General features: G+C 61.0%; 21 protein-coding genes and 1 pseudogene. 10 read left to right on the top strand and 12 right to left on the bottom strand.

The window, feature by feature from the left end; genetic code table 11:
* The first annotated feature begins 92 nt into the window (after nt 1-92).
* From AC5XE7_RS14740 to AC5XE7_RS14725, 4 genes are read left to right on the top strand one after another with little or no spacing between them, the layout of a single operon-like run.
* Nucleotides 93-1,001, top strand: a complete 909-nt coding sequence (locus AC5XE7_RS14740; RefSeq protein WP_495366654.1) for a metal ABC transporter substrate-binding protein — start codon at nt 93-95, stop codon at nt 999-1,001.
* Nucleotides 998-1,903 carry a manganese/iron ABC transporter ATP-binding protein gene (locus AC5XE7_RS14735; protein ID WP_495366655.1) on the top strand — a complete coding sequence of 302 codons (906 nt, stop codon included), beginning with the start codon at nt 998-1,000 and terminating at the stop codon, nt 1,901-1,903. The genes AC5XE7_RS14740 and AC5XE7_RS14735 overlap by 4 nt, the downstream gene beginning before the upstream one ends.
* Nucleotides 1,900-2,763, top strand: coding sequence for a metal ABC transporter permease (locus AC5XE7_RS14730; RefSeq protein ID WP_495366656.1), 864 nt, complete (start codon nt 1,900-1,902; stop codon nt 2,761-2,763). Before AC5XE7_RS14735 ends, AC5XE7_RS14730 begins: the two co-directional genes overlap by 4 nt.
* Nucleotides 2,760-3,605, top strand: a complete 846-nt coding sequence (locus AC5XE7_RS14725; protein WP_287943104.1) for a metal ABC transporter permease — start codon at nt 2,760-2,762, stop codon at nt 3,603-3,605. The genes AC5XE7_RS14730 and AC5XE7_RS14725 overlap by 4 nt, the downstream gene beginning before the upstream one ends.
* A 584-nt stretch (nt 3,606-4,189) precedes the next feature.
* Here AC5XE7_RS14725 and AC5XE7_RS14720 read toward each other — a convergent pair.
* The 6 genes from AC5XE7_RS14720 to AC5XE7_RS14695 form a co-directional block, all read right to left on the bottom strand.
* Complete coding sequence (locus AC5XE7_RS14720; protein ID WP_495366657.1) at nt 4,190-4,651, bottom strand: Fur family transcriptional regulator; 462 nt, start codon at nt 4,649-4,651, stop codon at nt 4,190-4,192.
* Nucleotides 4,652-4,810: 159 nt separating this feature from the next.
* Entirely contained in the window at nt 4,811-6,430 is a 1,620-nt protein-coding gene (gene ftsH, locus AC5XE7_RS14715; protein WP_495366658.1) for an ATP-dependent zinc metalloprotease FtsH, read from the bottom strand.
* A 122-nt stretch (nt 6,431-6,552) separates the two neighbouring features.
* The gene (locus AC5XE7_RS14710; RefSeq protein WP_495366659.1) at nt 6,553-6,912 is read right to left on the bottom strand and encodes an SPW repeat protein; all 360 of its coding nucleotides are present in this window, start codon (nt 6,910-6,912) and stop codon (nt 6,553-6,555) included.
* Nucleotides 6,913-7,266: 354 nt separating this feature from the next.
* Nucleotides 7,267-7,971, bottom strand: a complete 705-nt coding sequence (locus tag AC5XE7_RS14705; protein ID WP_495366689.1) for an NADH dehydrogenase ubiquinone Fe-S protein 4 — start codon at nt 7,969-7,971, stop codon at nt 7,267-7,269.
* A gap of 98 nt (nt 7,972-8,069) precedes the next feature.
* Nucleotides 8,070-8,582, bottom strand: a complete 513-nt coding sequence (locus AC5XE7_RS14700) for an Hsp20/alpha crystallin family protein (protein ID WP_495366660.1) — start codon at nt 8,580-8,582, stop codon at nt 8,070-8,072.
* Nucleotides 8,583-8,678: 96 nt separating this feature from the next.
* Nucleotides 8,679-9,155, bottom strand: coding sequence for an Hsp20 family protein (locus tag AC5XE7_RS14695; protein WP_367717691.1), 477 nt, complete (start codon nt 9,153-9,155; stop codon nt 8,679-8,681).
* Nucleotides 9,156-9,372: 217 nt separating this feature from the next.
* On the opposite strand from AC5XE7_RS14695, the gene AC5XE7_RS14690 reads away from it, so the two are divergent.
* On the top strand, nt 9,373-9,588 hold the full coding sequence (locus AC5XE7_RS14690; protein WP_495366661.1) for a hypothetical protein: 216 nt from the start codon (nt 9,373-9,375) through the stop codon (nt 9,586-9,588).
* A 33-nt stretch (nt 9,589-9,621) separates the two neighbouring features.
* A complete protein-coding gene (locus AC5XE7_RS14685; protein ID WP_495917814.1) occupies nt 9,622-10,008 on the top strand; it encodes a DUF982 domain-containing protein in 387 nt (128 codons plus the stop codon).
* Here AC5XE7_RS14685 and AC5XE7_RS14680 read toward each other — a convergent pair.
* Both AC5XE7_RS14680 and AC5XE7_RS14675 read right to left on the bottom strand, forming a co-directional pair.
* Entirely contained in the window at nt 10,002-10,280 is a 279-nt protein-coding gene (locus AC5XE7_RS14680; RefSeq protein WP_091523882.1) for an usg protein, read from the bottom strand. The genes AC5XE7_RS14685 and AC5XE7_RS14680 overlap by 7 nt on opposite strands.
* Before the next feature lie 19 nt (nt 10,281-10,299).
* A complete protein-coding gene (locus AC5XE7_RS14675; protein WP_201744670.1) occupies nt 10,300-10,644 on the bottom strand; it encodes a hypothetical protein in 345 nt (114 codons plus the stop codon).
* Between the two features lie 339 nt (nt 10,645-10,983).
* Between AC5XE7_RS14675 and AC5XE7_RS14670 the strand changes: the two genes are divergently transcribed.
* From AC5XE7_RS14670 to AC5XE7_RS14655, 4 genes and pseudogenes are all read left to right on the top strand, one after another.
* Complete coding sequence (locus AC5XE7_RS14670) at nt 10,984-11,298, top strand: co-chaperone GroES (protein ID WP_495366662.1); 315 nt, start codon at nt 10,984-10,986, stop codon at nt 11,296-11,298.
* A gap of 56 nt (nt 11,299-11,354) precedes the next feature.
* Nucleotides 11,355-12,983, top strand: a complete 1,629-nt coding sequence (groL, locus tag AC5XE7_RS14665; RefSeq protein WP_495366663.1) for a chaperonin GroEL — start codon at nt 11,355-11,357, stop codon at nt 12,981-12,983.
* A gap of 71 nt (nt 12,984-13,054) precedes the next feature.
* Nucleotides 13,055-13,279, top strand: a complete 225-nt coding sequence (locus tag AC5XE7_RS14660) for a hypothetical protein (protein ID WP_495366664.1) — start codon at nt 13,055-13,057, stop codon at nt 13,277-13,279.
* A 133-nt stretch (nt 13,280-13,412) separates the two neighbouring features.
* A pseudogene (locus AC5XE7_RS14655) lies at nt 13,413-13,838 on the top strand (trypsin-like peptidase domain-containing protein); the annotation flags it as partial.
* Nucleotides 13,839-13,920: 82 nt separating this feature from the next.
* On the opposite strand, the gene AC5XE7_RS14650 reads toward AC5XE7_RS14655, so the two are convergent.
* Genes AC5XE7_RS14650 through AC5XE7_RS14635 form a run of 4 tightly spaced genes read right to left on the bottom strand, consistent with a single transcriptional unit; the run spans nt 13,921 to nt 18,280 of the window.
* Complete coding sequence (locus AC5XE7_RS14650) at nt 13,921-14,391, bottom strand: hypothetical protein (protein WP_495366665.1); 471 nt, start codon at nt 14,389-14,391, stop codon at nt 13,921-13,923.
* 36 nt (nt 14,392-14,427) lie between these two features.
* Nucleotides 14,428-15,240 (bottom strand): SH3 domain-containing protein, encoded by an 813-nt coding sequence (locus AC5XE7_RS14645; RefSeq protein ID WP_354150205.1) that lies wholly within the window; start codon nt 15,238-15,240, stop codon nt 14,428-14,430.
* Nucleotides 15,241-15,242: 2 nt separating this feature from the next.
* The gene (locus AC5XE7_RS14640; RefSeq protein ID WP_495366666.1) at nt 15,243-17,273 is read right to left on the bottom strand and encodes a vWA domain-containing protein; all 2,031 of its coding nucleotides are present in this window, start codon (nt 17,271-17,273) and stop codon (nt 15,243-15,245) included.
* 23 nt (nt 17,274-17,296) lie between these two features.
* Complete coding sequence (locus AC5XE7_RS14635) at nt 17,297-18,280, bottom strand: hypothetical protein (RefSeq protein ID WP_239800555.1); 984 nt, start codon at nt 18,278-18,280, stop codon at nt 17,297-17,299.
* Nucleotides 18,281-18,323: the final 43 nt, after the last annotated feature.

Raw genomic sequence — 18,323 nt, 5'->3', positions numbered from 1 at the left:
GTCAAGCCATCTTGCAACTCATTTGCAATTGCAGTTTGTGCTTGTGCGCACAGCCATAGCAATCAGGACCCAATCGCAAGAAGGAAATTCGTATGTTCGACAGTCTCAGGCGCTCAATCCTTGCCGGAATGGCAGGTGGTGCCCTCGCCGCACTGATGATGGCTATGCCGGCCCAGGCGGCAGAAAAATTCAAGGCGGTGACCACCTTCACCGTGATCGCCGACATGGCGCAGAATGTCGCCGGCGATGCGGCCATCGTGGAATCCATCACCAAGCCGGGCGCCGAGATCCATGAGTACCAGCCGACGCCGGGCGACATCCAGCGCGCGCAGGGTGCCGACCTGATCCTGTGGAACGGTCTCAACCTCGAACTTTGGTTCGAGAAATTCTTCCAGAACCTGAAGGACGTGCCCGGCGTCGTGGTTTCCGACGGTGTCGAGCCGATGGGCATCGCCGAGGGCCCCTACAGCGGCAAGCCGAACCCGCACGCCTGGATGTCGCCGACTTCGGCGCTGATCTATGTCGATAACATCCGCGATGCCTTCGTGAAGCACGATCCGAAGAACGCCGCGACCTACAAAGCCAATGCCGAGGCCTACAAGGACAAGATCAAGGCCGTCATCGATCCGATCAAGGCCGAACTCGACGCGGTTCCGGAGGACCGGCGCTGGCTGGTATCGAGCGAAGGCGCCTTCTCCTATCTCGCCCGCGACTTCAGCCTGAAGGAGCTTTACCTGTGGCCGATCAACGCCGACCAGCAGGGCACGCCCCAGCAGGTCAAGAAGGTGATCGATGCCGTGAAGGAAAACGGGATCACGGTCGTGTTCTCCGAAAGCACCATTTCCGACAAGCCGGCCAGACAGGTCGCCCGCGAGACCGGCGCCAAATATGGCGGCGTGCTCTATGTCGACTCGCTGACCGAGGCCGATGGTCCCGTGCCAACCTATATCGACCTGTTGCGTGTAACGTCCGACACGATTGCAAAGGGGCTCACGCAGTGACTGCCTACCTGGACAACGCCGCTCTCCCCGCATCTTCGGATGCGGGGTCTGGCATTGCTGTGACCGGAGCGACGGTAACCTATCGCAACGGCCATACCGCCCTGCGCGATGCCAGTTTCAAGGTTCCCACCGGCACCATCGCCGCTCTCGTCGGCGTCAACGGCTCCGGCAAATCGACGCTGTTCAAGGCCATCATGGGCTTCGTGCGGTTGGCTAAAGGCGAAATCTCGGTGCTCGGCATGCCGGTCGCGAACGCCCTGCGCAAAAATCTCGTCGCCTATGTCCCGCAGGCCGAGGAGGTGGATTGGAACTTCCCCGTGCTGGTCGAGGATGTGGTGATGATGGGCCGCTACGGCCATATGGGCATGATGCGCATTCCCCGCCGCGCCGACCATGAGGCGGTGGCGGCCGCGCTTGCCCGCGTCAACATGGGCGCGTTCCGCAAGCGCCAGATCGGTGAGCTTTCGGGCGGCCAGAAAAAGCGCGTCTTCCTCGCCCGAGCGCTGGCGCAGGACAGCCGCGTTATCCTGCTTGACGAGCCCTTCACCGGCGTCGACGTCAAAACCGAGGAGCAGATCATCACGCTGTTGCGTGAGTTGCGCGACGAAGGCAGAGTGATGCTGGTCTCCACCCATAATCTGGGCTCGGTACCGGAATTCTGCGACCGTACAGTCCTCATCAAGGGCACCATTCTTGCCTATGGCCCAACTGTCGAGACGTTTACCCAGGACAATCTGGAAAGGGCGTTCGGCGGAGTCTTGCGTCATTTCGTCCTCAACCAGGCTCAGAACGGCAAGCCGACGCCGGTCTCGGTCTACAGTGACGACGAGCGCCCGCTGATCCTGAAGGAGGGCAAGGTGGCCTCACAAAGTTTCGTGGCAGCAGGAGCATCGAAGAGATGACGACGCTTCTGCTCGAGCCCTTTTCCTACCATTACATGATTAACGCCATGTGGGTGTCGGCGCTGGTCGGCGGTGTGTGTGCCTTCCTGTCCTGCTATCTGATGCTCAAGGGCTGGTCGCTGATCGGCGACGCGCTCTCACACTCCATCGTTCCGGGCGTGGCCGGTGCCTACATGCTGGGCCTGCCTTTCTCCATCGGCGCCTTCTTCTCCGGCGGCCTTGCCGCAGCGGCGATGCTGTTTCTCAACCAGCGCACCCGGCTGAAGGAAGACGCCATCATCGGCCTGATCTTCTCCTCCTTCTTCGGGCTGGGGCTGTTCATGGTGTCTCTTTCTCCCATGTCGGTCAGCATCCAGACCATCGTGCTCGGCAACATCCTCGCCATCACCCCGGAAGATACGCTGCAGCTCGCCATTATCGGCTTCGTCTCGCTGGCTGTCCTGTTGGTAAAATGGAAAGACCTGATGGTCACCTTCTTCGATGAAAGCCACGCCCGCTCGATCGGCCTCAACCCGACGCTGCTCAAGATCGTGTTCTTCACACTACTGTCGGCCTCGACCGTGGCAGCCCTGCAGACTGTCGGCGCCTTTCTGGTCATCTGCATGGTGGTGACGCCCGGCGCCACCGCCTATCTGCTGACCGACCGGTTTCCACGCCTTCTCACCATTGCCGTAATCGTAGGCGCGGCAACCAGCTTCATCGGTGCCTATGTCAGCTATTTCATCGACGGCGCCACCGGTGGTGTCATCGTTGTCATGCAGACGGCCATCTTCCTGCTTGTCTTCTTCCTTGCACCCAAGCACGGCATGCTGGCGGCCCGCCGTCGGGCTGCCCAGGCCCTGAGGAGTGCCGCGCCATGACCCTTCTCGACACACTTCTTGCCCCTTTCCAGTTCGAGTTCATGGTCAATGCCATGATCATTTCGGTGCTGGTGGCAGTTCCCGCCGCGCTGCTGTCCTGCTTCTTGGTGCTGAAGGGCTGGTCGCTGATGGGGGACGCCATCAGCCACGCCATCCTGCCGGGTGTGGTGCTGGCCTATATCGTCAACCTGCCGCTGGCGCTCGGAGCTTTCGCCGCCGGCATGACCTGCGCACTGGCCACCGGCTTTCTCAAGGAGAACAGCCGCATCAAGCAGGACACCATCATGGGCGTGGTGTTTTCCGGCATGTTCGGGCTTGGCATGGTGCTTTATGTCAAGATCGAAACCAACGTCCATCTCGACCATATCCTGTTCGGCGACATGCTGGGCGTGGGCTGGGCAGACATTGCCGAAACCGCCATCATCGCCGCGCTGGTGTCGGTCATCCTGCTGGTAAAATGGAAGGACCTGCTGCTGCACGCCTTCGACCCGGCACAGGCGCAGGCGGTAGGGCTCAAGGTGCGCGTGCTCCACTATGGCCTGCTCTCGATCCTTTCGCTGACGATTGTGGGTGCACTCAAGGCCGTCGGCATCATCCTGGCCATTGCCATCCTGATCGCACCCGGAGCGGTTGCCTTCCTGCTGGCACGCACCTTTGCCGGGATGCTTGTCCTGTCACTGGTCGTGGCGGTCACGTCGTCCTTCCTTGGCGTCTATCTGTCTTTCCTGATCGACAGCGCGCCAGCACCAACAATCGTGCTCGTGATGACCGTTGTCTTTGTCGCTGCCTATTTCTATGCCACGCGCAAGGCGGCAAGGATCCAGTCGCAGGAAGCGCTTTGACAACAATACTGACGGCGGACGGCAGCAGGCCGGCCGCCGCATCTCATGATGCATAGGAGGAAGCGGTGATCATGGGCAGTCGCCGTACCAGGCAGGCACATCATCAGGCAGGTCGGATTTCAGGGGAACCTCCTGCCCGTCAGCCACGAATACCGGCGCTTGCCCATCTCATTCTTAATGGGCGCTGGTTTCAGCGCTTGGCCCTCCATATGAATAACCGGCATGAAACAAATCGCACACCGGCATCCTCCAGTCCCATGAGAACTCCAACTGGAAATACTCTCCAGCCAGGGATGTTTCGGCCGCGCTATCGCCCCTTGGGCGCGCTTCTCTTTCGCACACGGGTCGTGCAGCGTCTGCTCGGAGACTCGTTCGTTGCTCCCGCAGGATCGGCAAATCCCGTCCATGACGCTGATTGCGCCAGACCCCATATCTGCGATGAGAATGCCGCTGCCTCCGAGAAGCGTGGGGTCGACATCGGCGCCGAAGAGATCAACCGGCTCAGGAAACAGGCTTTGATCGCGTCTTTGCAAAGCTCTTTGCGCCGCTGGGGCGGCCGGTGAGACAGGGAGGTGATCACAATTTTACCTGTCTGGTTTGCTGCCATGCGCTTCTCGCCGCTGCCTGCGGCGTTTCTTCAGGGGCCTGACATAAATTTCCAGCCTGTGACTCACAATCTCGAAGCCATGTGCACGCGCAATCTCTTCCTGCATGCGCTCGATCTCGTCTGACCGGAATTCCACCACCCGCCCTGAATAGACATCGATGAAATGGTCATGATGTTCCTGTTCCGCAAGCTCATAGCGTGAGCGCCCATCGGCAAAGGTGTGCCGCTCCAGAATGCACTTGTCCTCAAGCAGCCGGACCGTCCGGTAGACGGTGGCCAGCGCAATTCCTGGGTCAATTTCAGTGGCTCGCCGGTGCAGTTCGATAACATCGGGATGGTCCGTGGATCCGGCGAGAACCTCCAGAATGACCCTCCGCGGTCGTGTCAGGCGCAGACCCTGTTCCTGGTACAGAGATGTCAAATCCTTATCCGGTTGCACGGGCACTCCTAATCAATGATGTGGTAGCCTGTTGCTCGCAACGTTCGTCTGGATTCTATGCTTCTTGCATCGCAGTTGCAAAGTGGCACCATCCGAGCGGCAGGATTCTAGACCGACGGCGGCTCTGACAACCAGCGCGCAGCCAGTGCTTCAAGACTTTCATCGCGAAATGAACATCGGGATAGACGCGGTCGCCAGAAACGTAGGAGTGGTCTCCAGCGCCACATGGCCCAGCCGTTCGGTCATGCCGTAGCGCGTGACCATTGCGCGGGCGATGTCGGTGACCTTGACGAGGTCGTCGGCAGCGCCGGTGGAAAGGTGCTCGAAGACGATCCACTCGGCGGCGCGGCCGCCGAGTAGCACCGCCATCTTGTTCGCAAGCTCCTCGCGCGTCATCAGGAAACGGTCCTCGGTCGGACGCTGGATGGTGTAGCCGAGCGCGCCGATGCCGCGCGGGATGATCGACACCTTGTGCACGGGATCGACGCCCGGCAGCGCCATCGCGACGAGCGCATGGCCCATCTCGTGATAGGCGACGATCTCGCGCTCTCTGGGGTTGAGCAGGCGGTTGCGCTTCTCTAGCCCCGCGATGATGCGCTCAATGGCGTTGTTGAAATCCTCCATCGTCACCGCGTCGGCCTTGCGGCGGGTGGCGAGCAGCGTCGCCTCGTTGACGAGGTTGGCGAGGTCCGCGCCGGTGAAGCCGGGCGTCAGCGCCGCGATCTGCTCCGGCGACACGTCCGGCGCGAGCTTCGCCTTCTTCATGTGGACATGCAGGATGGCGATGCGGCCCTGCTTGTCCGGCCGGTCGACCAGGACCTGCCGGTCGAAGCGCCCGGCGCGCAGCAGCGCCGGGTCGAGGATCTCCGGCCGGTTGGTGGCGGCGAGCAGCACCAGCCCGCTCGACGGGTCGAAGCCGTCGAGCTCGACCAGAAGCTGGTTGAGCGTCTGCTCCTTCTCGTCGTGGCCGCCGGCCATCGGACCGATGCCGCGGGCGCGGCCGAGCGCGTCGAGCTCGTCGATGAAGATGATGGCCGGCGCCTTGGCGCGCGCCTGCTCGAACAGATCGCGCACGCGCGCGGCGCCGACGCCGACGAACATCTCGACGAATTCGGAGCCGGAGATGGAGAAGAAGGGCACGCCCGCCTCGCCGGCCACCGCTCTCGCGAGCAGCGTCTTGCCGGTGCCGGGCGGGCCGACGAGAAGCACGCCCTTGGGCATTCGCCCGCCGAGCCGGCCGTACTCCTCCGGGTCCTTCAGGAAATCGACGATCTCCTGCAGCTCGGCCTTGGCCTCGTCGACGCCGGCGACGTCGGCGAAGGTCACGCCGGTGTCCGTCTGCACATAGACCTTGGCCTTGGACTTGCCGATCTGCATCAGGCCGCCGCCCATGCCGCCGCCCATTCGCCTCAGGATGAACATCCACAACCCGACGAACAGCGCGACGGGAACGACCCACGACAGGAGGTCGCGCAGGAAGGTGCTCTCGACCTGGCCGGTGACGACGACGTCGTGCTGCTGGAGATCGCGCGCCAGATCGGGCTCGACGCGGGTGGTGATGAACATCGGCCGGCCGTCCACCGGTTCGGTGAAGCGACCCTGTATGAAGCGGTCGGAGACGGCGACCTCGGCGATGCGTCCCTGCGTAAGATAGGTCTGGAACTCGCTGTAGGGAATCTGCGCGACTTGCGTCGCCGCCGCGAAGAGGTACTGGAAGACCATCAGGCCGAGAAAGGCCGCGATCCAGTACCAGATATTGAACTGCGTCTTCTTGTCCATTCTCTATCGCCATGCATCTGCGTGGGGTACGCCGCCCCTACCGACATCACTTTAGCCAGACCACCCTGTCCTCGTTTGAGGCAGATCAACGTGAAAGGGCCCGGCAGAGCCGGGCCCCTCGGTCAGGCCGTTGAGAACGGTTTGTTGGAGCCGTTCCAAAGGCTGTAGCCCGCAGCAGCAGCCACGATCAGGCCGACGACGACATGGGAGATCGTCGCGCTGCTGTTGGTCGAGAATGACAACACCCATGGCGCCGCGACCGACCAGACGCCTAACGCCGTGTTAACCCACTGTTGCCATTCGCTGAACGCGAACAGCGCAATGCATGCAACAACGGCGATCGCCGCTCCTACAAGCCATGCGTTCCAGGCCGCAGTCGTTAGAGCCGCATAACCCAGAATCCATGGCGTTATGGCCAGTCCGAGGCCGGCGGCAATATTCACAACATCAAAGGCAGAGCGGTTTTCGAATGTCTTCAGCATCGTTTTCCTCCTTTCCGGTTTGATGCGTCGTCAATGAGCGGTCCACCTGTCGGGCGGAACGCAGGTGCCGGTGTCACGAGATGGGAAGCCGGCACACAACTGCTGATGTGGAGCGCGCAGACGCCCCACAGGCTGCTGTCCAATACGGAACGGAGCGAGCTCCGCATCGGTGAAAGCACCCGCAGCAATCTCATGCAGCGCAAGATCCTGCGTTGTCATTCCTTCCAGCGCCAGTCGAGGCTCATCGCCCCGCCTCAGCGCTCTACAACGCATGGCCCCTGCGAGAGCCAGCCCGAACCTGTTAGGCAGAACCTTTTGTGCATCGATCGTGACAAATGGATCCATGGAATCACCTCATGCTGCTTCGAGATGCCCCGGACCAGCCGACTGGGCATCCACGCCTCTTTCGAGAGCGAGCAACGCCTGCTCGACCTCATCAAGGCGCGAGGGGCGGCCGTTCTCAGGCATGCCCTCGTTGGTGGCCTGATCGATCAGGAATTCGGTCCAGGCCCAGTTCATCAGGATCGACCGCCTCGCATCAAGGGGGAGCCGGTTGTCAGTCACGACATCCATCGGCGAAGCCCAGCTGCCATCCCCATCACTGCGATTGGCGTCATTCGACATGGCCCGACGGTACTTGTCCGAAAGCCCGGCGAGGCCAAGCTTGCCGAGCGTCGCATCGGAGAATGTGTTTCGCTTTTCTCCAGACTTATCCATGGTAATCCTAGCCTTATCCTTTGGTACGTCCACGACATAGCAAAGACCCTGCCGCTGCGCGTAACGGATCGCAGACGCCAGCGTCGGGAACTTAAGCTCGACCTGCTTCAGTGTGTCCCGGCTGCCGGTGTAGCCCATGAGCGGTTCGATAAAAGACGGGCTGCGCGCCTCGAACACGAGCTTCCATTGATCGCGCGACGGAGCACTGGTAGTCGCCGAGCGAGATGGGCGGTAGATCCGGGCCACGGCATCGCTGGGGAATAAGGAGCGTCCCATTGACAGCATCGTGCGACGATTGTCGTTGGCTCCCGGCACGGGCCGGTCGACAGGACCATCTGCCATTGATGTCCTTCTTGCAGCAATGTTCATGGTTCTTCCTCCGTGATCGGTGAAGATCGACGCCGACGGGCGCAACGAACCCGCCGGCGCCGAAACCCTCGTCAGCTCTTGATCGCTATGCGTTTTACCTGCGACTGTGCCTTTTCGGTCTTGGGAAGCACGAGGCTCAGCACGCCATTTGTGAACCTGGCGTCTATCTTGTCCTCGACGATTTCCCTTCCAACCGGGATACGGCGCTCGAAACGGCCGTAGAAGCGTTCCGAGAACTGCCTGTCCTTGTCCTCGGTCTCAGATCGCTTTTCGCCGCGCAGCGTCAGCACACCGTCATCCAGAACCAGTTCGATGTCCTTTTCCTCCAGACCTGGCACTTCCGCGGTTATGCGGATCTCCTTTTCAGTCTCGGAGATTTCGACGCTCGGCCACCCCCGTCCGAAGGAGGCCAGAGAGTCAAAAGCTGGCAGGTTTCGATCAAACGAGCGAAAGACATCGTCGAACAGGCGATTGACTTCCCGGTGCAGCGACAGGAACGGACTGCGGTCCTCTTCACGATAGACAGCGGGAGCCTGATTGCTGCTCGTGTCACGGCCCCAGGGGATCAGGTCACGTACGTTCATGGTTATTCTCCTTCTGTTCTTTACAATTGGGCACAGCTTCGCCGGTAGCGCCGGACGCGCGGCCCGGCGCTGGCGATCCGTAGACTGACAAAAGCGTCAGGCTGCGATCTGCTCGTTGGTGTGCGAAGGGGCTTCAATCTGCATCGTCTTCTCCTGCGACGAGATCGCAATCCGACGAGGCTTCATCTCCTCCGGGATCTCACGCCGAAGATCGATTGTCAGGAGGCCGTTGACGAGAGTCGCGCCTTCAACTCGTACGTGGTCGGCGAGCTGGAAGCGACGCTGGAACGAGCGTCCGGCAATGCCGCGATGCAGATACTGCGCATTCTCGTCGGTGGTTTTGCTGCCCGCCACGAGAAGCATGTTTTGCTCCTGCGTGATGGAAAGCTCGTCTTCGCTGAAGCCGGCCACCGCCATGGTGATGCGGTAGTCGTCTTCGTCAGTCTTTGCGATGTCATAGGGCGGCCAGTTGTCGATGCTCTCGACGCGGCTGGCTGCCTCCAGCGCATTGACCAGACGGTCGAAGCCGATGCTCGACCGGAACAGGGGAGAAAAATCGAAAGTGGTTCTCATAGCCACATCCTCCTTGAAGCAACATGGGTACAAGATTGTGCGGCTTTTGGCCGGCGCCGCCCCGTAGTGGCAGCGGCGCACAATCGATCTGGTTCCTTCATTTCAGAGTTTCAAGAGGGTGACGGCAGAAAATTTCTACAGCGATTTCAGACTGTTGGAAATTGAGAACAACTCCACCATCTGATGAGTTGGTTGGTAAAATGAATGGAGACCTGCCATGACCTATGACGACATCGTTTCAGTGCTCGGCTCCATAGACGACGATCTGGCGGCGGGGCTTATCGCAACCGGGGCGAGTGTTGATGAACTTCGAGAAGCGTGGAACTGGCTTAACAATGACGAGGCGCTGATGGGCGACGGGCGACCGCTCCCGGACACACGCGTCAGCCAACTCATCGATCTGCTTGAACCTGATGATGACGGCGTGGACTGAGCTACGGATGGAGGGTTGAAGAGGCACGTCGGTATGCCCAGATCACAAGAGATCGTACAGAACGATCAGTTGCTTGCTCTCAAAAGACGATCAGAAAACAAGGAGGAAGTGATGTCTGATGTCGTGTTCAACGAACCCGTAATTCTGCGCATGCCAAAAACTGGCCTCCGAAAGGTGGCGACAGGTTTTGAAGCACTGGAATGCCTCGAGCGCGAATGGCCGGACTGGGCACGTGGACGGCGTTGGCGGAATGCCGTTGCTGCCTGTCGGGACGCACTCGATGGATGGCGCTCTGCGAAGGAGGCACGCCGGAGCTTCATGAAGGCTGCAATGCGAGCGGGCCTCGTTCAGGGAGCACGACGCACGCGAGTTCGGGGTACTCTCGGTAGCTATCAGGTAATTCCCGCCGGGCTTCAGTGAACGGATATGATCCCGTCGACGGCTTTCCATTCTGAGGGCTGGATCAGACGATGGTGGGCGACGCGCACGGAGTGCAGCGCGCCCTCCAGCGTCTCGGTCCAGTAGTCGAGAAAGCCGCGCAGTTCGGGAAACTTCGGGGCAAGATCGTAATCCTGCCAGACATAGACCTGCAACAGGCTCGGGTGATCTGGAAGACGATAGTGGATTTCGGCTGTGGTCAGGCCGTAGCCTTCCATCTGCATCCGGAATTCACGACTGACGATCGCTGGCATATGTCTCTCCTTTGTCGTTTCATGCGTGAAGACGATGGTGATGGTCTGCGGATCCGCATACGGCATCGTCCGCCCCGATGTCGCCGTGATCAAGACGCCGCAGCGCATCCATAATGACATCGAATGGGATGGGGCTTTCCGCGCCCGGCGGCTGGCGCAGTGCGGGCATCGATTCGACCGCGCATGCGTCGGATGCCCATGACGAGAGAATGGCGCGCTTTTCGCTGCGTTCGAGCGTGTCGTCGCGCAGCACATCCTCGGGATGCCTGTAGTGGCGCGCCGGCGACAGGAGCCGGTCGAGCGCAATGTCTTCGGCTCGTGGCGCGAGAGAGGGAATGATCGTCGAAAAATCGGCTCGGCGCATCGCTGTCCTCCTTCCGTTTCAGCCGTTCCAAAAACTCCGTTTCGATCAGGACTCCGGACCGCACCTCCCGGCACGGCACAGAAGGAAGTTCGGCCAATCGAGCGAATTTTTCAAGTGCCCGGATGCTCAATGGTGTCAATTTCGGCTGCGATTACATCGCACTAGCAGTTAACGGCTGCGAGTGCCGAAAATTTTGCATTCCCCTCTTGAAATCGAAAATCACCAAAACCAGATCGATACGCGCGTGACGCCGACAAGGGTTGCGCGGCCCCGCTTCGGCTCTCACCGGGCCGGAGCGGAGGGACCTCTCAAAATCTGTTTGTCCTTGAGGAGAACGATATGACGTTCCGTCCATTGCATGACCGTATCCTGGTTCGCCGCATCGAAGCCGACGAGAAAACCGCAGGCGGCATCATCATTCCCGATACCGCCAAGGAAAAGCCGAGCGAAGGCGAAGTGATTGCGGTCGGGCCCGGTGCCCGCGACGATGCGGGCAAGATCATTGAGCTCGACGTAAAGGTCGGCGACCGCATTCTGTTTGGCAAATGGTCCGGCACCGAGATCAGGCTGAACGGCGAAGACCTGCTCATCATGAAGGAAAGCGACGTGATGGGTGTGATCGAACAGACCGCCGCACTGAAGAAGGCCGCCTGACGGATTCTTCGACCATCAACCAGTCAATGAAAGCTGCCTATTGAAGGAGTGATCCAATGGCTGCCAAGGAAGTCAAGTTCAACACCGAAGCCCGCGAGAAGATGCTGCGCGGCGTCGACATTCTCGCCAATGCGGTGAAGGTGACGCTCGGCCCTAAGGGGCGCAATGTCGTCATCGACAAGTCGTTCGGCGCGCCGCGCATCACCAAGGACGGCGTGTCGGTCGCGAAGGAGATCGAGCTTGAGGACAAGTTCGAGAACATGGGCGCGCAGATGGTGCGCGAGGTGGCCTCGAAGACCAACGATCTCGCCGGCGACGGCACAACCACCGCGACCGTTCTGGCGCAGGCCATCGTCAAGGAAGGCGCCAAGGCCGTCGCCTCCGGCATGAACCCGATGGATCTGAAGCGCGGCATCGACAAGGCCGTGGATGCGGTTGTCGCCGAACTCAAGGCCAATGCGCGGAAGATCTCGAAGAATGACGAGATCGCCCAGGTCGGAACCATCTCGGCCAATGGCGATTCGGAGATCGGTCGCTTCCTCGCCGAAGCCATGCATAAGGTCGGCAATGAGGGTGTCATCACCGTCGAAGAAGCCAAGACCGCCGAGACCGAGCTCGAGGTGGTCGAGGGCATGCAGTTCGACCGCGGCTATCTTTCGCCCTACTTCATCACCAATCAGGACAAGATGCGGGTCGAGTTCGAGGATCCCTATGTCCTTATTCATGAAAAGAAGCTCTCCAACCTTCAGGCCATGCTTCCCGTGCTCGAAGCGGTCGTCCAGTCCGGCAAGCCGCTCGTCATCATCGCCGAGGATGTCGAGGGCGAGGCGCTGGCCACGCTCGTCGTCAACCGTCTGCGCGGTGGCTTGAAGGTCGCGGCCGTCAAGGCGCCGGGCTTCGGCGACCGCCGCAAGGCCATGCTGGAGGACATCGCCATCCTCACCGGCGGCACGGCGATCAGTGAGGATCTCGGCATCAAGCTGGAGAACGTCACGCTGGAGATGCTCGGGCGCGCCAAGAAGGTGGTGATCGAGAAGGAGAACACCACCATCGTCGATGGCGCCGGTTCAAAGGCCGAGATCGAAGGCCGCGTGAAGCAGATCAAGGCGCAGATCGAGGAGACGACCTCCGATTACGACCGCGAGAAGCTGCAGGAGCGGCTGGCCAAGCTCGCCGGCGGCGTCGCGGTGATCCGCGTCGGCGGTGCGACCGAGGTCGAGGTCAAGGAGAAGAAGGACCGCGTCGACGACGCGTTGCATGCGACCCGCGCGGCGGTCGAGGAAGGCATTCTGCCCGGTGGCGGCGTGGCGCTGCTGCGTGCGCAGAAGGCGCTCGATGCCGTAGAGACCGAGAACTCGGACCAGAAGCACGGCGTGGAGATCGTGCGCCGGGCCATCGAGGCACCGGTGCGCCAGATTGCCGAAAATGCCGGCGCCGAAGGTTCGATCATCGTCGGCAAGCTGCGGGAGAAGCCCGATTTTGCTTACGGGTGGAACGCCCAGACCGACGAGTATGGCGATCTCTTCGCACAGGGGGTCATAGACCCGGCCAAGGTGGTGCGTACTGCCTTGCAGGACGCGGCGTCCGTCGCCGGCCTGCTCGTCACCACCGAGGCGATGATCGCAGAGAAGCCGAAGAAGGAAGCAGCCCCAGCGATGCCTGCGGGCGCCGGAATGGATTTCTGACGATCTGGCGCGGAAAGTGACCGCTCCCATGTCGGGAGCGGTCAGGAGCAACGCATAGATCGGAGACTGACATGAGCCTCATGCCAGACTTTGACCATGTACCTGTGCCGCATCATCCGCCGTCCGAGTTCCTGTCGCACGATGCGGAGGCGCGGACGGCATTGGCCCCGCTGATCGAAACCCTGCTCGACAGGCTCGTGATGGCTGGATGGGATCGGCGCACGGCGGCCTCCGCGCTGATGTTCCATGCGGCGGGGCAGGTGTCGGCCCTCTCGCGAGTCGGCCGGCCGCAATGATCCAGGAACCTCGCCTCCGGGCGGGGTTCATTTCCACTCGAACCAGATGCGCGAAGGGCGGCGCCGGAAGATCTCTTCCGGCGCGACGGCATCGCCGCATCCAACACGAAGGAACCATATCGGGAGATCGACAATGTTCATCGGCCTGCCTCGCGCCCCGCAGATTGCCGCCATCCTTGTCACGTGCCTTACATTGTCATTTTCCGGTGGCGCCGTGCAGCCCGCTGCCGCACAGGATGTGGCATCCGGCAGGCATGTCGAGCGTTCGTTGCCCGATGTTCTGGAGGAGATCACGCCGGCGGTCGTCAACATCGCCGTCACATCGCGCGCGCCTGCCGAAACCAACCCGCTCTTCAACGATCCCTATTTCCGACGCTACTTCGATCTGTCTCAGATGCCGCAGCAAAGGCCCCGCATGAGCGCCGGGTCCGGCGTCATCGTTGACGCGGATAAGGGTTACATTCTCACCAACCACCATGTCGTCGACGGCGCGAGCGAGATCGCGGTGACGCTGAAAGATCGCCGCCGCTTCAATGCCGAACTGGTCGGCAGCGACAAGACACGCAACCCAATCCATGAAAGCTTTCATTTCTGGGCGAAAACTACGTGTTAAACCTCGCAGGAAATCAAGACCCTGTTCCTTACTGCGCGCCGCAATCGATGGTTAGTGTAGCACCGTCATCGATAGATGCGCCATTTTCGTCCACCAAGACCAGACCGGCAACGGACAGCTGTCTCCCGGAAGCCACGATTGTGAACTCCTGTGAATAGACACGTCCGGCCTGGATCCGACGCTCGGGACTGGCGAACGGGCCATCGACGCCGAGGCCGATGGTCATTGCATTTGCAGTAGACGACAGTTCGAAAAAGAACTTTTCTCCATCCGGTGTCGTCCCTGGCCCCTGGATTTCAATATCGTCGAAACCATCCTGGCTATGGATGCCGCATGTGGTCGGCGTAAATTCGTAGCGCCCTGCGGATGTTTCCAAAACACTTATTGCGACGGCGGCGCTTTCGGATGTCGGCGCTTCCGCCTCCGCGCTACAACCTGTCAGCACCAAGCTGCTGAACAAGCCGATCATGACAACGGATCCGGTTCTACGCTCGTCCATTCCGAAGTTTCCTGTGATCACTTCTTTCTCCATTGCCTACGGATAGGACCAACCGTTGTGTTCGACGCGGAAAATGCGTAACGGCGCGCCGGGTTTGGTGGTGTCGGCGCGCAGGTAGAAGACCGCGCGCTGGTCCTTGCCGAAATTGGTGAAATCGACATTGATGGTGATCATGCCGCGCAGCATCGGCTGGTCGGGGTCGGGCATGGGGTCTTCGATGGCGCCGTCGAAGTCCTGCGCGCCATAAAGAGGATGCGCACCGACATTGCCGGAGGCCAGCCAGGCGACGATGTCGTCGGTGAAGTAGTTTCTGGATACGGCAGGATCGAATGCGCTCGGCAGATTGCTGTTTTCCGACTGGAACTGGCGTTCGTAGAGCTCACGCACCAGGTCCTGCGCCTGAGCAACCGGATCGATGCCGGGGGCTGCTGCATAGGGTTCGGGCGCTGGCTGTGCCGGGCGGGGCTTCGTCGCTGCGGCGATGGGCTCGCTGCCATCGGGGGTGATATAGCGTTGCGCCACCCAGCCCGCCTTGCTCATCGCCTTGTTGCGCATCAGACACCAGCGGGGCGGCAGCGCGCTGATTTGCGCCTGCGTCATCGCCATGTAGTGGGCAGCGGTGTAGAACGGAACACAGGTGATCTGCTGCATGTTGCGTTCATTGTGGGCGAATGTCTCGATCACCGGATAGTTGGTGCCGGGGCCCATCCGAGCGTTGAGAACATCGTTGCCGGAGACGCCCGTGACACGCCAGGCATCCGGTCCGTGACCATCGATTTCGGCATGGGCGGCAGACACGGCCAGGCCGAGCGCCATGACAAGCAATGTGGCCTTGAATGTGTGTGGCATGGTCATTTCACCTCTACGATCGCACGGCCCAGAACCTTGCGGCCGCTGACGTCAAGAAATCGGATTTCATAGGTTCCAGCCTGTGCCGGCATCTGCAGCTCCAGCGATTTTTCTGCTCCGACCTTGTGCGCGGCAATCCAGCTGAAATCGGCCTGATCGGCGCGGGCAAGGGCAACGCGCTGGTCCGCGCTGCCGGCTTCCGCGCGCCACGACACGGTGATCGTCTCGCCGGCCCCGGCCTCTGCCGGTGCCGCCAGTCCAGCCCCGTCATCCAGCGGCGCGTCTTGCGCCACCACTTCCAGCTGGTGGCTGGCAAGAGTGCGGGCCCCTTCGCGCAACACATAGCGGATTTCGTAAAGCCCTGTTTCGGCTGGCGCCTTCATCTCGCCGGCACGTGCATCCCGAACCCGGATATAGTCGGCATATTTGCCCTCGGCAGTCCCGGCGGGAACAATGGTGACATAGTCTTCCGGGTGGATCGAGATCGACCAGTTCACCTGAATCTTGGTTCCGGCCCGGACGACATCGGGGCCGCTCACCGTCACTTCGGCCTCAACGACTTCCACAGGGGCGGACGCCATGGTGCGTCCCCCTTCGCGCAGCACATAGCGTACCTCGTAAAGACCCGGCTCTGCGGGCGCGATCAATCGGTTTTCGGTGACATCGCGCACGCGCTGATAGTTGGTGTATTTTCCTTCCTCGGCTCCCACTGGAACGATGGTGACATAGTCTTCCGGATGGATCGACGCCGACCAGGTCACCTTGAAGCTTGCACCAGTGGTCACCTCTTTCGGTGCCGCGACCCCTATCTCGGCCTCAACGACCTCCACAGGGGTAGACGCCATGGTGCGGCCTCCTTCGCGCAGCACGTAGCGTACTTCGTAAAGGCCGGGCTCTGCGGGCGCGGTCAGTCTGTTTTCGGTGACATCGCGCACGCGCTGATAGTTGGTGTATTTTCCTTCCTCGGTTCCGGTGGGAACGATGGTGACATAGTCTTCCGGATGGATCGACGTCGACCATGTCACCTTGAAGCTTGCGCCTGTGGTCACCTGTTGCGGCGCAGTGATACCGATTTCGGCCTCGACGACCTCGACGGGAGTTGCTCCCAGCGTATGGCCATCTTTCCGTGTGACGTAACGTACCTCGTACAAACCGGGCTGGGCGGGCGCGATCAACCTGTTTTCGGTGACATCACGCACGCGCTGATAGTTGGTGTATTTTCCTTCCTCGGCTCCGACCGGAACGATGGTGACATAGTCTTCCGGATGGATCGACGCCGACCAGGTTACCTTGAAGCTTGATCCGGTCGTCACCTGTTCCGGCGCCTGGATCGCTATTTCCGCTTGTGGCTCCGGCTCCGGCTCAGGCGCCACTTCGGCCTCTGGCGGCGTCATTGGCTGCAAATCCATTACCGACTGGACATGGGCCAGTGCGGCCTTCAATTCATCGGAATTCTGCGCCGGAACGAACACGCCGCCGGTGTTTTCGGCAATACAGGCAAGGCTTTCATGGGCCTGATCCTCAAGGTCGAAGCCGACGACATGGGTCGTGAACTTCACGCCCTGCCGGGCCAGTTGTTCGGCCAGCGCGCAAGGGTCGGCCTGACAGGTTTCCAGACCATCGGAAATGAGCACCACGGTGGCGGGGTTGTCGCGATAGGACAGGAGTTCCGCCGCGTGCTGAACCGCGGCGGAAATCGGCGTCTTTCCTTTCGGGCGGATGCGGTTCACCGTGCTGATGAAGCTTGGCCGATCGAGCGGCCCCGGCTCGATCAGGGTCTCGATGTCGCGGCAGTCGCCTTCCGAGCGATGCCCGTAGGCGACGAGGCCGAGATTGATGTCGTCGGACCAGCCGGTCACGAGATCGGCCATCACGTCGCGCGCGATCTCGATCTTGCTGGTGCCGTCGATCTGGCCCCACATCGAGCCGGAGGCGTCATAGACGATCACCACATCCTCAGCCGCCGAGGCGTCCGAAATGGACATCGTGACTGCCGTGGCCGCGACCAGCGCTGCCTTCAGAACTTTCATCATTGTCTCCTGTCGTGAATGGCGCGTCACGCCTGACGCCAGCTGCTTTCGGCTGCGGCGGAAGGTCGTGCTTCACCCAGGGCCCGGGCCTTCAGCTTGCGGAATTTGGCCGACATCTGTTCCAGCCTTGCGTCCCATTCGGGGTTTGGCTGCTGGCCTTCAATGGTCCTGAAGTAGACCTGCATCATGCAGGCGATGGCGAAGGGTTCCAGAAGCGCCGCCTTGACACTCCAGGCAAACAGCAGTGCGAAGACGAAGCCGCCTGCCGCCCAGGCTCCCGGCATCAGATAGACGACGAGAGCCGCCGGCGCGAGCATGACCAGAAACACGAGAAAGCTCATGAGGTAGACAATGATCGCAAGCCAGGCGGCGTTCTTGAGCATCACCTTGTAATTCTGGCCATAGAGCACCAGCGCTTCCCTGGCCGATCCCCATGGGTTGGTCGAACCAGTGCGAATTGCGTAGGCGAGGATGACCTCGTCGATGAAGCCGACGGCGACCCGCAGGAAGGCATGCAGGATACCGGAAAGCTGCTGCGCGCCAGGTATGGGCAGGATGGTCAGAATTCCGCGCACCAGCCCCGTGATCGCGCCGATCACGCCCTTGACGAGCTGATCGATGGCAAACAGCACGCTGGCCTGAGCGAAACGCTCCTTTACCACCGCTGTCGCATGGCTGACTTGCGACTTTCCGTCTGGCATTGGCTTGCCGTCGATCAGCTCGACCAGCACCGCTATATGGCCCGCCTTGACGATATAAAGGATGTATTCGCGCGCCCAGTACATGATGGCGCCAAACAGGCCGAACCCCATGATGGCGCCCCACATGGTCGTATTGGCCTGAAATCCTTCGTCACCGAAGCCGCCAACGCCATAGCCGATGCCCGCACCGGTTCCGGTTACCAGAACGTAGCCAGCGGCGATGCCGAAATAGACGACCATCCGCAGCACGATGAACGGCATGGTCCGCGCCATCATTGCCAGCGCATTGCCGACATTGAAATCCCACATGCTCTGCTCCGCCCTATATGCCTGTTGCGCAAGCTTAGCAGGC

This window comes from Aquamicrobium sp. YD-1-mutant5 (assembly GCF_059509755.1).
This window is presented reverse-complemented; position numbering and strand designations above follow the sequence as displayed.

Bases quoted from the DNA above. Each gene is read 5' to 3' on its own strand.
- AC5XE7_RS14740 (WP_495366654.1), top strand. From the start codon at position 93: ATGTTCGACAGTCTCAGGCGCTCAATCCTTGCCGGAATGGCAGGTGGT.
- AC5XE7_RS14730 (WP_495366656.1), top strand. From the start codon at position 1,900: ATGACGACGCTTCTGCTCGAGCCCTTTTCCTACCATTACATGATTAAC.
- AC5XE7_RS14725 (WP_287943104.1), top strand. From the start codon at position 2,760: ATGACCCTTCTCGACACACTTCTTGCCCCTTTCCAGTTCGAGTTCATG.
- ftsH (WP_495366658.1), bottom strand. From the start codon at position 6,430: ATGGACAAGAAGACGCAGTTCAATATCTGGTACTGGATCGCGGCCTTT.
- AC5XE7_RS14710 (WP_495366659.1), bottom strand. From the start codon at position 6,912: ATGCTGAAGACATTCGAAAACCGCTCTGCCTTTGATGTTGTGAATATT.
- AC5XE7_RS14705 (WP_495366689.1), bottom strand. From the start codon at position 7,971: ATGGCAGATGGTCCTGTCGACCGGCCCGTGCCGGGAGCCAACGACAAT.
- AC5XE7_RS14700 (WP_495366660.1), bottom strand. From the start codon at position 8,582: ATGAACGTACGTGACCTGATCCCCTGGGGCCGTGACACGAGCAGCAAT.
- AC5XE7_RS14695 (WP_367717691.1), bottom strand. From the start codon at position 9,155: ATGAGAACCACTTTCGATTTTTCTCCCCTGTTCCGGTCGAGCATCGGC.
- AC5XE7_RS14690 (WP_495366661.1), top strand. From the start codon at position 9,373: ATGACCTATGACGACATCGTTTCAGTGCTCGGCTCCATAGACGACGAT.
- AC5XE7_RS14685 (WP_495917814.1), top strand. From the start codon at position 9,622: ATGCCCAGATCACAAGAGATCGTACAGAACGATCAGTTGCTTGCTCTC.
- AC5XE7_RS14680 (WP_091523882.1), bottom strand. From the start codon at position 10,280: ATGCCAGCGATCGTCAGTCGTGAATTCCGGATGCAGATGGAAGGCTAC.
- AC5XE7_RS14675 (WP_201744670.1), bottom strand. From the start codon at position 10,644: ATGCGCCGAGCCGATTTTTCGACGATCATTCCCTCTCTCGCGCCACGA.
- AC5XE7_RS14670 (WP_495366662.1), top strand. From the start codon at position 10,984: ATGACGTTCCGTCCATTGCATGACCGTATCCTGGTTCGCCGCATCGAA.
- groL (WP_495366663.1), top strand. From the start codon at position 11,355: ATGGCTGCCAAGGAAGTCAAGTTCAACACCGAAGCCCGCGAGAAGATG.
- AC5XE7_RS14660 (WP_495366664.1), top strand. From the start codon at position 13,055: ATGAGCCTCATGCCAGACTTTGACCATGTACCTGTGCCGCATCATCCG.
- AC5XE7_RS14650 (WP_495366665.1), bottom strand. From the start codon at position 14,391: ATGGACGAGCGTAGAACCGGATCCGTTGTCATGATCGGCTTGTTCAGC.
- AC5XE7_RS14645 (WP_354150205.1), bottom strand. From the start codon at position 15,240: ATGCCACACACATTCAAGGCCACATTGCTTGTCATGGCGCTCGGCCTG.
- AC5XE7_RS14640 (WP_495366666.1), bottom strand. From the start codon at position 17,273: ATGATGAAAGTTCTGAAGGCAGCGCTGGTCGCGGCCACGGCAGTCACG.
- AC5XE7_RS14635 (WP_239800555.1), bottom strand. From the start codon at position 18,280: ATGTGGGATTTCAATGTCGGCAATGCGCTGGCAATGATGGCGCGGACC.